This window comes from Agrobacterium sp. S7/73 (assembly GCF_019355535.1).
Classification (GTDB): Bacteria; Pseudomonadota; Alphaproteobacteria; order Rhizobiales; family Rhizobiaceae; genus Agrobacterium; species Agrobacterium tumefaciens.
Window position 1 is genome coordinate 572,629 of record NZ_CP072136.1, and the last position, 14,923, is coordinate 587,551.

At 59.7% G+C, this 14,923-nt stretch carries 12 protein-coding genes; 4 read left to right on the top strand and 8 right to left on the bottom strand.

From position 1 onward, the window contains the following. Positions 1–17: 17 nt before the first annotated feature. From J5276_RS02620 to puuD, 3 genes are all read right to left on the bottom strand, one after another. Positions 18–740, bottom strand: a complete 723-nt coding sequence (locus J5276_RS02620; RefSeq protein WP_080580902.1) for a sulfite exporter TauE/SafE family protein — start codon at positions 738–740, stop codon at positions 18–20. Between the two features lie 210 nt (positions 741–950). Continuing rightward, positions 951–2,261: a guanine deaminase gene (gene guaD / locus J5276_RS02625; protein ID WP_209159549.1), complete on the bottom strand. Its 1,311-nt coding sequence runs from the start codon at positions 2,259–2,261 to the stop codon at positions 951–953. Then, positions 2,258–3,520, bottom strand: coding sequence for a urate hydroxylase PuuD (gene puuD, locus J5276_RS02630; RefSeq protein ID WP_112154079.1), 1,263 nt, complete (start codon positions 3,518–3,520; stop codon positions 2,258–2,260). Before puuD ends, guaD begins: the two co-directional genes overlap by 4 nt. 555 nt (positions 3,521–4,075) lie before the next feature. Here puuD and J5276_RS02635 point away from each other — a divergent pair. After that, positions 4,076–4,414 carry a hypothetical protein gene (locus J5276_RS02635; RefSeq protein ID WP_003513656.1) on the top strand — a complete coding sequence of 113 codons (339 nt, stop codon included), beginning with the start codon at positions 4,076–4,078 and terminating at the stop codon, positions 4,412–4,414. Here the strand turns inward: J5276_RS02635 and J5276_RS02640 are convergent. The 5 genes from J5276_RS02640 to J5276_RS02660 all read right to left on the bottom strand — a co-directional run bounded on the left by J5276_RS02640 (position 4,390) and on the right by J5276_RS02660 (position 11,128). Then, positions 4,390–5,316, bottom strand: coding sequence for a LysR substrate-binding domain-containing protein (locus J5276_RS02640; protein ID WP_003513655.1), 927 nt, complete (start codon positions 5,314–5,316; stop codon positions 4,390–4,392). The genes J5276_RS02635 and J5276_RS02640 overlap by 25 nt on opposite strands. Positions 5,317–5,554: 238 nt before the next feature. Next, positions 5,555–6,403, bottom strand: a complete 849-nt coding sequence (gene xdhC, locus J5276_RS02645; protein ID WP_112154110.1) for a xanthine dehydrogenase accessory protein XdhC — start codon at positions 6,401–6,403, stop codon at positions 5,555–5,557. Positions 6,404–6,414: 11 nt separating this feature from the next. Beyond that, positions 6,415–8,754: a xanthine dehydrogenase molybdopterin binding subunit gene (gene xdhB, locus J5276_RS02650; protein WP_162632971.1), complete on the bottom strand. Its 2,340-nt coding sequence runs from the start codon at positions 8,752–8,754 to the stop codon at positions 6,415–6,417. A gap of 3 nt (positions 8,755–8,757) precedes the next feature. Continuing rightward, complete coding sequence (gene xdhA, locus J5276_RS02655) at positions 8,758–10,227, bottom strand: xanthine dehydrogenase small subunit (protein ID WP_112154078.1); 1,470 nt, start codon at positions 10,225–10,227, stop codon at positions 8,758–8,760. Between the two features lie 124 nt (positions 10,228–10,351). Continuing rightward, complete coding sequence (locus tag J5276_RS02660; protein WP_112154077.1) at positions 10,352–11,128, bottom strand: 3-hydroxybutyrate dehydrogenase; 777 nt, start codon at positions 11,126–11,128, stop codon at positions 10,352–10,354. Between the two features lie 232 nt (positions 11,129–11,360). Here J5276_RS02660 and J5276_RS02665 point away from each other — a divergent pair, with 232 nt between their 5' ends. From J5276_RS02665 to J5276_RS02675, 3 genes are all read left to right on the top strand, one after another. Further along, positions 11,361–12,422: an LLM class flavin-dependent oxidoreductase gene (locus tag J5276_RS02665; RefSeq protein ID WP_003513642.1), complete on the top strand. Its 1,062-nt coding sequence runs from the start codon at positions 11,361–11,363 to the stop codon at positions 12,420–12,422. Positions 12,423–12,476: 54 nt separating this feature from the next. Next, positions 12,477–13,229, top strand: a complete 753-nt coding sequence (map, locus tag J5276_RS02670; protein ID WP_003513640.1) for a type I methionyl aminopeptidase — start codon at positions 12,477–12,479, stop codon at positions 13,227–13,229. A 324-nt stretch (positions 13,230–13,553) separates the two neighbouring features. Next, entirely contained in the window at positions 13,554–14,744 is a 1,191-nt protein-coding gene (locus J5276_RS02675; protein WP_111796039.1) for an MFS transporter, read from the top strand. Positions 14,745–14,923 lie beyond the last annotated feature (179 nt).

The following is a 14,923-nucleotide window of genomic DNA, read 5'->3' on the forward strand; positions in this document are numbered from 1 at the left end:
GTTCGACTGCGCTTGAATCAGCTCCAGAATGCTCGCAAAAACAGCTCAGCCCCAAGCAATAGCAGGCAGATTAGGAACCAGCGCCTGAATGTCGCGGGAGTGACGATGCGGCGGATATTCTGACCAAGCCACATGCCGAGAAGCGCTGGCAGGACGGCGAGTGCGGAAAGCGACATGTGCTCGACGCGGAAGGCGTCCTGAGAGGCAAGGCCGGCGGCAAGCGCAACGGTGGAAACGGTGAAGGACAGGCCAAGCGCCTGCACGAGATCGTCGCGGCTGAAGCCAAGCGACTGTATATAGGGCACGGCGGGGACCACGAAAATTCCGGTGCCGCCGGTCAGAAGGCCGGTCGCCAGCCCGACGGCCGGGGAGAGTTTCGGTTCCAGCCTTGCGGGAACGGCGAAGGGTTTTGCAAGAAGGCTGTAGGCTGCGTAGGCCGCGAGGCACAATCCGAGCGCCGAGGTGGTCCAGACGCCGGTGCCTGATGTCATCAGCCGGATGCCGAGAAGCGTGCCGACGGCAATGGCGATCATCATCGGCCATAGTCGCGAGACAATCGCCTTGAAATCGGGTCCGGCCAGCAATTGCCAGATATTGGTGATGAAGGAGGGTAGAATGAGCAGGCCAGCTGCAACGACCGGCGGCATGAAAAGGCCGAGAACGCCCATGGCAACGGTCGGCAGGCCCATGCCGGTGACGCCCTTGACGACGCCCGCGACGATGAATGTCGCGACAATCATGAGCGTTGTGGTTGTCTCAAAATCCGGCACGGCGCACTCCAGAGGTCATTCGCATTTCGGCTGACTTGGGCTGTCAGGCAATCATATGAAACGGGCGAGTGCGGCCTGTTTCTTCTCCCCGGCGTGGAGAGAAAAACAGGCGACGCCCGCTCGTTTCAATATGTACTGATATAGATGAGGCCACGACCTGATGTTTCGGCCTAAACCGAACTATGCAAGCGCGCTTTTCATCGCCTTGCCGGCCACGTAGGTTTCGACGACGGTGCGGTCGTCGCCCATGGTCAGCATCAGGAACAGTTCTTCGGTCAGGCTTTTCACCACTTCCATCTTCAGCGCCATGGCGGGCGTGGAAGAGGCGTTGAGAACCGTGATGTCGGCATCCGTGCCGGCGTCCAGCGTGCCGATGCGGTCGACCATGGAAAGCGCTTCGGCGTTGCCGCGCGTCATCAGATACCAGCTTTCCAGCGGGTTCAGTCGTTCGCCCAGCAATTGCTGGATCTTGTACGCCTCGTCCATGGTGCGCAGCATGGAATAGCTCGATCCGCCGCCGATATCGGTCGCGACTGCGATGCGCACCGGCTTTTCGCGCCGTTGCAGCTTTTTCATCGGGAAGAGGCCGGAACCGATGAAGAGGTTCGATGTGGGGCAATGCACGGCGACTGCACCGGTTTCCGACAGCACGTCCGCCTCACGTTCCGAGAGGTGGATGGCGTGGCCGAGCAGGGTCTTGTTGCCCATCAGGCCGTAACGCACATAGATGTCGGTGTAATCGGTCGCTTCCGGGTAGAGCTCGCAGGTATATTTGATCTCGTCCAGATTTTCGGAAAGATGCGTCTGGATGAAGAGATCGGGAAATTCCTGCGCCAGCGCCTGGGCTGCTTCCATCTGTTTCGGCGTAGAGGTGATGGCGAAGCGAGGCGTGATGGCGACGTGGTTGCGGCCCTTGCCGTGCCAGTCGGCGATCACGGCCCGGGTCTCGTCATAGGAGGTTTCCGGCGTGTCCAGCAAGCCCTGCGGGGCGTTGCGGTCCATCATCACCTTGCCGCCCACCATCAGCATGCCGCGCTTCAGGGCCTCAGTGAAAAACGCATCGGCTGAGGTCTTGTGCACGGAGCAATAGACGACAGCCGTGGTGGTGCCGTGGCGCAGAAGCTCATCGTAAAAATGTGTGGCGATGCGCTGGGCATGCGCGCTTTCGACGAAACGGCATTCTTCCGGGAAAGTATAGGTATTCAGCCATTCCAGAAGGTTGGCGGCATAGGAGCCGATGACCTGCATCTGCGGGAAATGCAGGTGCATGTCGATCAAGCCCGGCACGATGAGATGAGGGCGGTGGTCCTTCTCCTCAATGTCATCAGGTGCCTGCTTGCGAATATCGGCATAGTCGCCAATGGCGGCGATCTTGCCGTTTTCGATAAGCAGGCCGCCATCCTCGATGTAGAGATAGCTTTGCGTATCGTCGATTGCGAGCGGCGCGCGGCGGAAGCTTAACAGGCGGCCACGCAGCAGAACCATGCTCATTCGGTTTTTTCCTTGGCGTCTTTGCCCGCGGAAACGGCGCTTTCATACCATGCGGTCAGCACTTTGCGCTCCTGCGGGGTGATGGCGGTGATGTTGCCGGGAGGCATGGCATGGCTGCGGCCGGCTTGCAAATAGATTTCGCGGGCGTGTGCGGCGATCTGCGCGTCGGTTTCGAGCTTCACAGATTTCGGCGTGAAGGGCACGCCTTCCCACACCGGCTCGGCGGCGTGGCACATGGAACAGCGACCCTGAACGACATCGCGGGCGCTCGCGAAATGGGCGTCGCTGACGAATTGCTGCTGCATCGGCGAAAGCGTTGCCGCCTTCTGTTCTTCTTCGCCGGTCAGCACCTTCGGCACGGTGGAAAGCCACATGATGACGATGAAGATGAGCGCGGTCAGCAGCCAGGTCCATGTCGGCTTGCCCTTGCGGGCATGGGTGGTGTTGAACCAGTGGCGGATGGTGACGCCCATCAGGAAGACAAGTGCTGCGATGATCCAGTTGAACTCGGTCGCAAAGGCCAGCGGATAGTGGTTCGACAGCATGAAGAAGATGACGGGCAGCGTCAGGTAGTTGTTGTGCAACGAGCGCTGTTTGGCGATGCGGCCATATTTCGGGTTCGGCGTGCGCCCGGCGATCAGGTCGGCAACGACGATCTTCTGATTGGGAATGATGATGAAGAACACATTCGCCGACATGATGGTGGCGGTAAAAGCGCCGAGATGCAGGAAGGCGGCGCGGCCGGTGAAGACCTGCGTATAGCCCCACGCCATCGCCACCAGCGCGACGTAAAGCACCACCATCAGGCCCCAGGTGTTGTTGCCAAGCGGCGATTTGCAGAGGAAATCGTAAAACAGCCAGCCGACGGCAAGCGATGCCAGCGACAGACAGATGGCCTGGAACTGAGTGAGCGCCAGCACCGAATGGTCGATGAGGAAAAGGTCGGCGCCGCCGTAATAAACGATGCACAGCATGGCGAAGCCGGACAGCCAGGTGACGTAGCTTTCCCATTTGAACCATGTCAGGTGTTCGGGCATCTGGGCCGGGGCGACCAGATATTTCTGGATGTGGTAAAAGCCGCCGCCATGCACCTGCCACTCCTCGCCATAGGCCCCCGGCGGCAGATGCGGCCGTTTGACCAGCCCAAGATCGAGCGCGATGAAATAGAAGGACGAGCCGATCCAGGCGATGGCGGTGATGACGTGGAGCCAGCGGACGGCAAAGGCCATCCATTCCCACGCAATGGCATATTCGTACATTCGGTTCCCCTGATCCTTGTGCAGCGCACCTTGCGAGAAATTTGACCGTTAGGAAAGGGAAAAGCAAACACCGCACGATGATTGTTCACAATCCCGTACGCTCGTGTCCACAACTTTGGCGCAGGCGCGGCGACGCCCCGCTTCCGGCCCCGCCCAATCGTAAAGGAGCCGTCCTGCCGCTGAGTTTGTGCTTAGCTGGCTAACGCGACTCAGCTATTATCCGTTGAGCAGTCTGCTGATGTGCAAAACTATTGGGCTGCGGGGCCTTGGAGCGACCTGCGTCCGAAAGGACGCTTCGAAGGGCACTCTGACACATTCATGTTGCGCATGTTCTTTCCGGTTTTCGGTCAGAGGCGCAAGGCTTCAATGACATGTTTTCGCTGGCGGTTCATTCCGAAAGCGGGTGCTGCGAACCCTGGGGGCGGGGCAGATCAGGGGCAGGTGTTGCAGTTCCCGGTGCCGTTGCGTCCGGGTATGCGTTGATGCTTGGATTTTGAATGAAGTGACGCAATGACCTTCCGGCAGCCGCCGTTGTTTTCAACGGAGACCGTGCCGATGCGCCTTGTTCTGACAGTTCTTTTCCTGCTGATGGCGTTCAACGCCACGGCGCTTGCGCATGAATCCCACAAGGGGTTCAAATATGAAAGCTACTGCTGCAATGGCGACGCCGAAACCGGCGATTGCCAGATGATCCCTACGCGAAGTGTTCGTGTCACGCAGGATGGTTACGAGGTCTCGCTTGCGCCCGGCGATCATCGTCTGGTGACGCGGCGCCATGTCTTCAGCTGGTCGCAGCGTGAGGCAAGACGATCCGAGGATGGAGAATATCATCTCTGTCTGTTCCCGGACGAGGACACGCCGCGCTGCTTTTATGCGCCTGATATGGGGTATTGAGATGTTTGCGGCCGGTTTTCATCGATCCGCTTCAGTATCCAGTCGCGAAACAGCCTTATCTTGCGAATGTTCCTGCGGTTTTCAGGGTAGACGAGCCAATAGTTCTTACCTTCGTTGCTGAGGTGCTCGAAGGGCTGATAAAGGCGGCCGAGGGCAATTTCGTCCGCATAAAGTTCAGGGGTGAGCATGGCTACCCCCTGGCTGGCAATTGCCGCTGCGGCTTCGAAAGCCTGCACGCTGAGGCGGCTGCGCGGATAACGGTCGAGGCCCGGATTTTCGATGCCGACTTCCCGGAACCATTGGCTCCACCAGATGTCACCCGGATCGATGATACGCAGGCGCAGAAGATCCTCCGGCTTTTTCAATCCGCCGATGCTTTCGGCAAGGTTCGGATGCAGCATCGGCGTGTAAACGCCCCGCAGCAACTGATGATAGATCAGTCCTTTGCCATCGTCGCTGCTCCAGCGGATGGCGACATCGCAATCGGACTGCGTAAAATCGATCAATGCGCTTGATGTGTCGAGCCGCACGGCGATCGAGGGATGTTCAAGCTGGAAAGCTCCCAGATGCCGCGAAAGCCAGCGCGATGCGAAAGTCGCGGTGGAGTGAATGGTCAGGGTGGTGTCAGAGGTGTCACGGACATTGTCGACGGCCTCCCGTAAAGTGTTGAAGGCTTCCGCAACTTTCGGCGCCAGTTTCTGCCCGGCCTCGGTCAGCACAACCTGCCGCGCCTTTCTGATGAAGAGCGGCTCGCCAACATTCTCTTCCAGCAGTTTCACCTGATAGCTGACCGCCGTCTGCGTCATGCCCAGTTCCTCACCGGCCTTGGTGAAGCTGAGATGCCGGGCGGCGGCTTCGAACACGCGCAGGGCATTCAGGGGGAACTGGCGGGACATTTTCATGGATAAGTTCTCTTTATGCCAACTGCCAAAGGTTTCATTGGTTTTTATCCGGAAAACAGAGCATTTTTAGCTCAATTCATCAACTGAGCTTCTGACATTTTTTAAATGGAGACGAACATGCGCACAGCACTCTTGCGCGCGTGGTCCCGCCTGCGCGCGGGTCTGCGGACCGCGGAACGGTTTTCCCTTGAGAGCCTTCGACCGGATAATCTGGTAGATGAAAGCCTGCCCGACGGGATCAGGCGTGACCTTGGTCTTGAGGATGGCCGCGCTGATTTTCGGTGCGACGGGTTTCGGCAGCGGAAAATGCTTGCAGCAACTCGGCTGCCACAAGGGCCGCTATGACGGCGGGGCGCTTGTCCTTGACGCTACTTCCACCGATCGGCAGAATGAGTTTTTGAAGGCGGGAAGGGGGTTCTCCCTCTCGCTCCAGCCAATGGGCGAAGGTGGCGCGTTTGGTTTTCGAGCCGATCATGCCGACATAAGCGAGATCGTCGCGGGCAAGCGCTTCCTTTGCAATCAGGAAATCGAGTGCGTGATCGTGGGTGACGATGATCGCAGCGCCGTTTGCGGGAATTTTCGCGATCAGCGCTTCCGGCATGGGGGTCAGCACGGATACGACACCGGCTGAAAGATCGCGCAACTCGTTTTCACGGGTTTCCACCACGGTCAGTGTCAAAGGCAGAAGCGACAGAGCATCTGTCAGCGCCTTGCCGACATGGCCCGCCCCGAAAATGAAAACGGCCTGCTGCTGCTCGGTTTCAGCCTTAAGCCTTGCCTCGAGTGCTGCCGCGATGTCCGGCGTTACCAGCCGGAAGCGGAGCAGGGTGCGGCCGCCGCAGCATTGGCCGATTTCGGGGCCGAGCGGAATATCCATGCCGTCTTCGGTCGTACCGTTCTTCAACATGGCACGGGCATGGTCTATCGCCATATATTCGAACTGCCCGCCGCCGATGGTCTCCCACAGCGCCTTCCGGCTTACCAGCATGAAGGTTCCCGCCTCGCGCGGCGATGACCCTTTCACGGCCTCGATTTCCACGAGGATTGCAGGTCCGGAGCTGGCGAGGAAGCGGGAGAGGGACGTCATCATGTCTCCCCTCACACCTTCTTCAACCGTTCCACCGCCATCAGCACCCGCTCGGGCGTTGCCGGCGCATCGAGGCGTGGGCAGACCTTGTAGTCGGCGATGGACGCGACGGCCATGGAGAGTGCTTCGAGAACCGAGATCGCCAGCATGAAAGGCGGTTCGCCCACGGCCTTGGAGCGGCCGATGGTGGGCTCGGCGTTTTCCGACCATTCCGCCAGTTGAACGTTGAAAATCTTCGGCCGGTCGGAGGCAAGCGGGATCTTGTAGGTGGAGGGAGCGTGGGTGCGCAGCCGCCCCTTGCCGTCCCACCATAATTCCTCCGTCGTCAGCCAGCCCATGCCCTGCACGAAGGCGCCTTCCACCTGGCCGATATCGATGGCCGGGTTTAGCGACTTGCCGACATCGTGGAGAATATCGGTGCGCTCCATCATGTATTCGCCGGTCAGTGTATCGATCGACACTTCCGAACAGGCCGCGCCATAGGCGAAATAATAAAACGGCGTGCCGCGGCCGGCGGCGCGATCCCAATGGATTTTCGGCGTCTTGTAAAAACCGGCGGCGGAAAGCTGGACGCGGGCGAAATAGGCTCGTTTGATGAAATCGTTGAAGGCGACTTCCTCAAGCCCGATGCGCACCCGGTTTGGCAGGAAGACAACCTCTTCTTCCGGCACGTTCCAGTTCTCGGCGGCGAATTTGATGAGCCTTTCACGGATCTGGCGGGCAGCGTCATAGGCCGCCATGCCGTTGAGGTCCGTACCGGACGAGGCGGCCGTGGCCGACGTATTGGGCACCTTGCCCGTGGTCGTGGCGGTGATTTTCACCCGGCCAATATCCACCTGGAAGGCATCGGCCACCACCTGCGCCACCTTGGTGTAGAGGCCCTGGCCCATTTCGGTGCCGCCATGGTTCAGGTGGATCGAACCGTCATTATAGATATGCACCAGCGCGCCCGCCTGATTGAAGGCGGTCATGGTGAAGGAGATGCCGAATTTTACCGGGGTGAGCGCAATGCCCTTGCGGATGATCGGGCTGGTCTTGTTGAACTCGACAATTGCCTGCCTGCGCGCGCGGTATTCACTGGATGCTTCCAGTTCCTCAACGATGCGGGCAATGATGTTGTCCTCGACTTCCTGATGGTAGGGGGTTGTGGTGCGGCCCGAACCGGTTTCGCCGTAGAAATTGAGCTTGCGGACATCGAGCGGGTCCTTGCCGACGGCATAGGCGATTTCCTCGATGAAACGCTCAGCCCCGAGCATGCCCTGCGGGCCGCCGAAACCGCGAAAAGCGGTGTTGGAGACGGTGTGGGTTTTCAACGGCCGCGAGGTGAGGTGCACATGCGGGTAGAAATAGCTGGAATCCGCATGGAAGAGCGCGCGGTCGGTGACCGGGCCAGAAAGGTCAGAGGAAAAACCGCAGCGGGCCGCATAGGTGGCGTCGACGGCGTGGATGCGGCCTTCCTCATCGAAGCCTAGCTCGTAATCGACGCGGAAATCGTGGCGTTTGCCGGTGGCGGTCATGTCTTCGTCGCGGTCGGGGCGGATTTTCACGGCCCGGTTCAGCTTCTTGGCGGCAATGGCGCAAAGGGCTGCGAACTGGTTTCCCTGGGTTTCCTTGCCGCCGAAACCGCCGCCCATGCGCCGCACCTGCACCGTGACGGCATTGGATGGCACCTGAAGGATGTGGCTGACAATGTGCTGGATTTCGCTCGGATGCTGGGTGGAGCTCCACAGCGTCACCTCATCGTCCTCGCCCGGCACGGCCATGGCGATGTGGCTTTCAAGATAAAAATGCTCCTGCCCGCCGATCCGCATCGTGCCGGTCAGGCGGCGGGGTGCCACGTCCATTTCGAGCTTCGCATCGCCACGCTTCAGCGTCATCGGATCGATGACGAGCGCACCGCCATTTTCAATCGCCGTGTCGATATCGGTGAAATGCGGCAGGTCCTTGTAGACGATTTTCGCCCTGCGGGCGGCCTTGCGGGCAATATCGCGGCTTTCAGCGAAGACCGCGAAGATCGGCTGGCCGTGAAATTCAACCTTCGTTTCGGCCAGCAGCGGCTCGTCATGACGCCCGCCGGAGGAAACGTCGTTTTCGCCGGGCACGTCTTTGCCTGTCATCACCCATAACACGCCCGGCGCAGCTTCCACTTCCGAAAGGTCCATCGAGACGATTTCGGCATGGGCCCGGTCGGAAAGGCCAAGCGCGCCGTGAACGAGGCCGGCGGGTTCGGGAATATCGTCGATATATTCGGCGCTGCCCGTCACATGTTTATGGGCAGAATCGTGCCTGAGCGAGGCGTGTACAGGGCCGTCGATTTCGGTCTTGGTCTTATCGAAGCTTGTCGTGTCCATGGTTCAAGCCTCCTCCAGCGAGAAGCGGGCAAGTTCCTGCTTTTCCCCTGATGTCTCGAGGAAAAACCGTGTCAGCAAATTCTTGGCTGTGAGTTGCCGATATTCGGCGGTCGCGCGCCAGTCGGTCAGCGGTGTGAAATCCTCGTCCAGCACATCGCGCGCCGCGTCGATGGTCTCCTGCGACCACGCCTTACCGAGAAGCGCTGCCTCCAGATGTGCAGCGCGTTTCGGCGTGCCGGCCATGCCGCCGAAGGCGACGCGGATGTCTTCGACCGTGCCATCGGCCTCGAGCGTCAGATGGAAGGCGGCGCAGAGAGCGGAGATATCCTCGTCGCGCCGCTTTGAAATCTTGTAGACGGCATAGTGGCTTTCGGGTTTCTGGAACGGAATGAAGAGCTTTTCGACGAATTCGCCGCTCAGCCGGTCCTGCTTGCCATAATCGATGAAGTAGCTTTCCAGCGGCAAGGTGCGGCTGCCGGAAGACGAGCGCAAGGTGAGCGTAGCGCCGAGCGCGATCAGGGCCGGGGGCGTGTCGCCGATTGGCGAACCGTTGGCGATGTTGCCGCCGATGGTTCCCATATTGCGCACCTGTTCGCCGCCAAGACGATCGAACAGCCGGGCAAGCGGCGGGAAATGTTCTGCAATGGTCTTGAAGGCCTGGCTGTAGGTGACACCGGCACCGAGCGTCACGCCGTTCTCATCCACGGCAATACCCTGCAGATCGCCGAGGTTGTTGATGAAGATGACAGGGTTAAGCGCCCGCATCTGCTTTGTCACCCACAGGCCGACATCGGTGGAACCGGCAACGATGGTAGCCTTCGGCTCGGCGGCATAGATATCGGTCAATTCAGCAAGCGTTGCCGGGATGATGGTCCGATCCTCGCCGCGGGTGACCGTAATGGTCTCATTGGCGCGGATCGCCCAGAGCCTTGCCATGATATCGGTGCGGTCGCGTTGCAGCGGGTCGAACAGCGCACTCGGGCGGGCGGCTGCAATCTTTTCGGCAGCCCGCACAATCGGCTCGTAACCCGTGCATCGACAGAGATTGCCTTGCAGTGCCTTTTCAATATCGGCGCGGGACGGGTTTTCGCTGGCAAGCCACAGGCCGTAAAGCGACATGATGAAGCCCGGCGTGCAGAAACCGCATTGGGAACCGTGGAAATCCACCATTGCCTGCTGCACGGGGTGAAGCGTGCCATCGCGGCCGGCCAGATGCTCCACCGTCACGATATGGGTTGCATGCAGCGAGCCCAAAAAGCGGATGCAGGCATTGACGCCTTCATAACGCAGCGAGCCATCAACAAGCCGCCCGACCAACACCGTGCAGGCGCCGCAGTCACCTTCAGCACAGCCTTCTTTCGTCCCGGTCAGCCGTCTTTGAAGGCGGAGATAATCGAGAAGCGTGTCTGTTGGTCCGAAACCCTTAAGCGAAATGGTTTCGCTGTTGAGGATGAAGCTGATCGCGTCGTTCATGCACTGCCTTGCTTTTTGTCCGGTTGAGCCGGTTCCCAATCTGCTATCTATGCACGCCCGCGCGCGCATATCGATTTCCGTTTTGGCAATTCATTGTTTCCAAAACGGAAAGAGATGTCGTCGATTATTGCGCTGTCCAGCCGCCATCGACGGAAATATGCGTGCCGGTAATGTTGCTGGCGGCATCGCTTGCCAGAAAGACCGCCGCTGCCGCCACGTCATCGATGGTGACGAATTGCTTTGTCGCCTGCAATTCCAGCATCACGTCGTTCTTCACCGCCTCTTCGCTGATGCCGCGCACCTTGGCCATTTCCGGTATCTGCTTTTCGACGAGCGGCGTCAGCACATAACCGGGACAGATGGCGTTGACGGTGACGCCCGTCTGCGCAAGCTCGAGCGCCGCCGTCTTCGTCAGGCCCATGATGCCGTGCTTGGCTGCCACATAGGCCGATTTGAACGGCGAGGCGACGAGACCGTGGGCAGAGGCAATGTTGATGATACGGCCTTTGCCGGCCTTCTTCATCAGGGGTATCGCAACGCGCATCGTATGGAAGGAACTGGTCAGATTGATGGCGATGATCCAATCCCACTTTTCCGTCGGAAACTCCTCGATCGGAGCGATGTGCTGAATGCCGGCATTGTTGACGAGCACATCGACCGAACCAAGCTTTTCATGCGCGGAATTGATGAGATCGGCAATCTCGTCCGGTTTCGTCATATCTGCCGGGTGGTAGAGCACACGCCCGCCACTTTCGGCTTCCAGCAAGAGGCGGAGTTTTTCAATTTCGTCTTCGTCGCCGAAGCCATTCAGCACGATATTCGCGCCCTCCCTCGCAAATCTCTGTGCGATGCCAAGGCCGATGCCACTTGTGGAGCCTGTTACGATAACTGTCCGATGCATGCTTTCCCCTTTTTGCATTACTTCGCACATATTTAAGCAGGTTATGCCCAAAGGGGGCGGGCTGGCAATCGCGATTTCGGGCGCGATTTCAGGGGAGGCCGGCATGGGGCATAATGCGCCGGCGTCCATCCACTTTTTCGAAGCTAAGCATCCAGATTTTACGCCAGATTTTGCATTTGTCTGAAGGGCCGTCCGTGCCTATCTCTCAGACAATCAAACAGAGGTATCGTCTATGGAACTCGGTCTTTACACTTTTGCGGATGTCAATCCCAACCCCGCCGATGGCCGTGGGCCGGAAGGTGCGCGCCGGCTGCGCGAACTGCTTGAGGAAATCGAACTCGCCGATCAGGTTGGACTGGATGTGTTTGGGCTGGGTGAACATCACCGCCCGGACTATGTCGCGTCCTCACCCTCCACCGTGCTTGCGGCGGCGGCGGTGAAGACGAAGAATATCCGCCTGACGAGCGCTGTCTCGGTTCTGAGTTCGGATGATCCGGTCCGGGTCTTCCAGCAATTCTCCACCGTCGATCTCCTGTCGAACGGCCGTGCCGAAATCATGGCCGGGCGCGGTTCCTTCATCGAATCTTACCCCCTGTTCGGTTACGACCTCGAAGACTATGACGTGCTGTTTGCGGAAAAGCTCGACCTGCTCTTGGCGCTGCGCGAGAACGAAATCGTCACCTGGTCCGGCACCAAACATCCGGCCATCAATGGGCGCGGGGTCTATCCGCGTCCTCTTCAGGAGCGTCTGCCGGTCTGGATCGCGGTTGGCGGCACGCCGCAATCGGTGGCGCGGGCCGGCGCCATGGGGCTGCCGGTGGCGCTCGCCATCATCGGCGGCGAATATCGCCGCTTCGCGCCGCTGTTCGATCTCTATCACGAAGCTGCACGCCGGGCGGGGCAGGAAAAGACCAGGCTGCGCACCAGCATCAACGTGCACGGCTTCATTGCCGACACCACCGACAAGGCAGCGGACCAGTTTTACGGACCGCAGGCGGAGGTGATGAACCGCATCGGCCGCGAGCGCGGCTGGGGTCCGACAAACCGCGCGCATTTCGATGCGGCGCGTGGGCCGGAGGGCAACCTCTTCCTTGGAGAACCTGAGCTGGTGGCGGAAAAGATCATCAAGGCGCATGGCGTTTTCAAGAACGACCGTTTCCTGTTGCAGATGGCAATCGGCCTGATGCCGCATGACCAGATCATGCGCGGCATCGAGCTTTATGGTACGAAAGTCGCGCCTGTTGTCAGAAAAGAATTGACGGGGAGTGCCGATCCGGTGAAAGCCACGGCCTGATTATTACCAAGGCGGGCGTCTTCAGACCCGCCATTTAGAACGACGGACAAAAACATGGTCATCTCCACCGACGAAGAACTGGTTTTGCTAAAGGATATCGGTCGCATCTGCGCCGTGGCCATGCAGACCATGGCGGATGCGCTGGAACCCGGTATCACCACGGCCGAACTGGATGCGATCGGCCGAAAGGTACTGGAGGATAACGACGCGCAATCGGCGCCGGAGTTCTGCTACCAGTTTCCCGGCGCGACCTGCATCAGCGTCAACGAAGAGGTTGCGCATGGCATTCCCGGCCCGCGCATCATCAAGGCGGGCGATCTCGTCAATATCGATGTCTCGGCGGTGAAGAGCGGTTTCTTCGGCGATACGGGTTCGTCTTTCGCCGTGCCGCCGGTGAAAAAGGAGATCGAGCGGCTGTGCCGCGATGGCAAGCGCGCCATGTGGACGGGCTTGCAGCAGGTGAAAACCGGTCGGCCCTTTGCCGATATCGGCAATGCCATCGGCTCCTTTGCAAAAAAGAACCGCTACACGCTGATCACCAATCTGGCGAGCCACGGCATCGGCCGCTCCCTGCATGAGGAGCCGAAGGAACTGGCGACCTGGCCGGACAAGGGTGAGCGGCGCATCATGCAGGAGGGCATGGTCTTCACCGTTGAACCCTTCCTGTCGACGGGTGCCTATTGGGCCGAAGATGGCGACGACGATCCGTGGACGCTCTATAGCGATCCGAGCGCGCCGACCGTGCAGTATGAACATACCGTGGTTGCTACGAAGAACGGCCCGCTGGTGCTGACGCTGGTTGAGTGAGTGGTGAAGACCGCCACTTTACGAGACACCAAGTTTCGTAGCTGAGTGCGCCAATTACGACGTTTGCCGCATTCGTTGACCTTTCTCCTCCCTCATCCCTGTGCCTGTCACAGGGATCCAGCCAGCCCAAGTCCTTGGGCTGAAAGGACTTCTCTCGCCGCGCGGACGCGCGTCGGTTGGATTCCTGTGACAAGCACAGGAATGAGGGTGGATAAGGATGCGCAGACAACAAGGTCCTTGCATCTCGTACCAACAAAGACGGCTTATGCTGCCGATCAAAATAACTCGCTTGTTCCGTGGCAGTGCGGTTGCGATAAGCCGTACATGAGCATCGACAAGCCACTTTCCCCCAAACATCTGACTGCACTCGGTTTCGCCGGCGCCTTGATGATGGCGTCCGCCATGGGCTTCGGCCGTTTTTCCTTCACCCCCATTCTTCCCGGCATGATGGCTGATGTTCCGCTATCGGCGGGGGATGCGGGTATCGTCGCGGCTGGAAATTTCGCCGGTTATCTCGCGGGGGCGGTTCTCGCCGCCTATTCATGGGGCTCGGGACGGGAACGGCTGGTCGCCCTTTGCGGCTTGTTTTCCACGGGCGCGTTGCTGCTCGCCATGGCCGCATTCAACTCCGTTGCGGCCTTCACCCTGATCCGGTTTTTCGCCGGCGTTGCCAGTGCGATGACCATGATCTTCACGTCGCAGATCGTCATCGGCCACGCCATGAAAGCCGGCAAGGACCATATTCAGGCGCTGCATTATGGCGGCGTCGGTGCCGGCATCGCGATTTCCTCGCTTGTGGTCTATCTCATCGGCGTCGTTTTTGATGGCGGCGGTGCCTCCTGGCGGGAGGAGTGGATTGCCGGTGCCGTCTTTTCCTTCGCTACGTTTCTTCTCGTCTGGCGGGTGCTGCCCGCCGGGCCACCCCGGCATGCCTCTGCGCTGTCGGAGCCGCCGCTCAAATGGACGAAGCCGCTTTTTCTGACGACGCTCGCCTATGGGCTGTTCGGCTTCGGTTACGTCATCACCGCCACCTTCATTGTTGCGATTGCCCGCATGGCTGCTGCCGGCGCTTTCGTGGAGTTTCTGGCCTGGTTCGTGACGGGATGTGCCGCCGCCATTTCGCTTTTCCTCTGGAAGCCGGTCTTGAAATCGCAAGGGCTGAAGCGCGCTTTCGTGATCGTGCTTGCCGTGGAAGCCGTCGGCGTCTTCGCTTCCGTCATGCTGCCACCCGTTCCGGGCGTGCTTGCCGGCGGTCTGCTTCTGGGGCTGACCTTCATGGTCATCACCGCCTATGGCCTTCAGCTCGGCCGGGAATTCGCAGGCCCAAGCCCACGCCGCGCCTTTGCCCTGATGACGGCAGCCTTCGGTACTGGACAGATCGTCGGACCACTCGCCGCCGGCTGGATTGCCGAGGTGACGGGAAGTTTTACTGCACCAAGTATTCTCGCCTCTGGCGTGCTTGTCGCCAGCATTCTCTTGATGCTACCGGTTCTCGCCACGGAGCGGCGGCGCTAAATTCGCCCGGGCATATTGCGCCTCCAAGGGGCGATTTCAGGGGTTCCTTGCGGGATCGATCCGCCTTTTGCGCCTTACATCTTGTTAAGGTCGTCGCTTCTTCGTTGCTGTGCACAAATTTCTGCCCTAGGTTCGGGCCATCTAGTGCTTCGCCAATAATGGCTGACTTCAAACGCGCG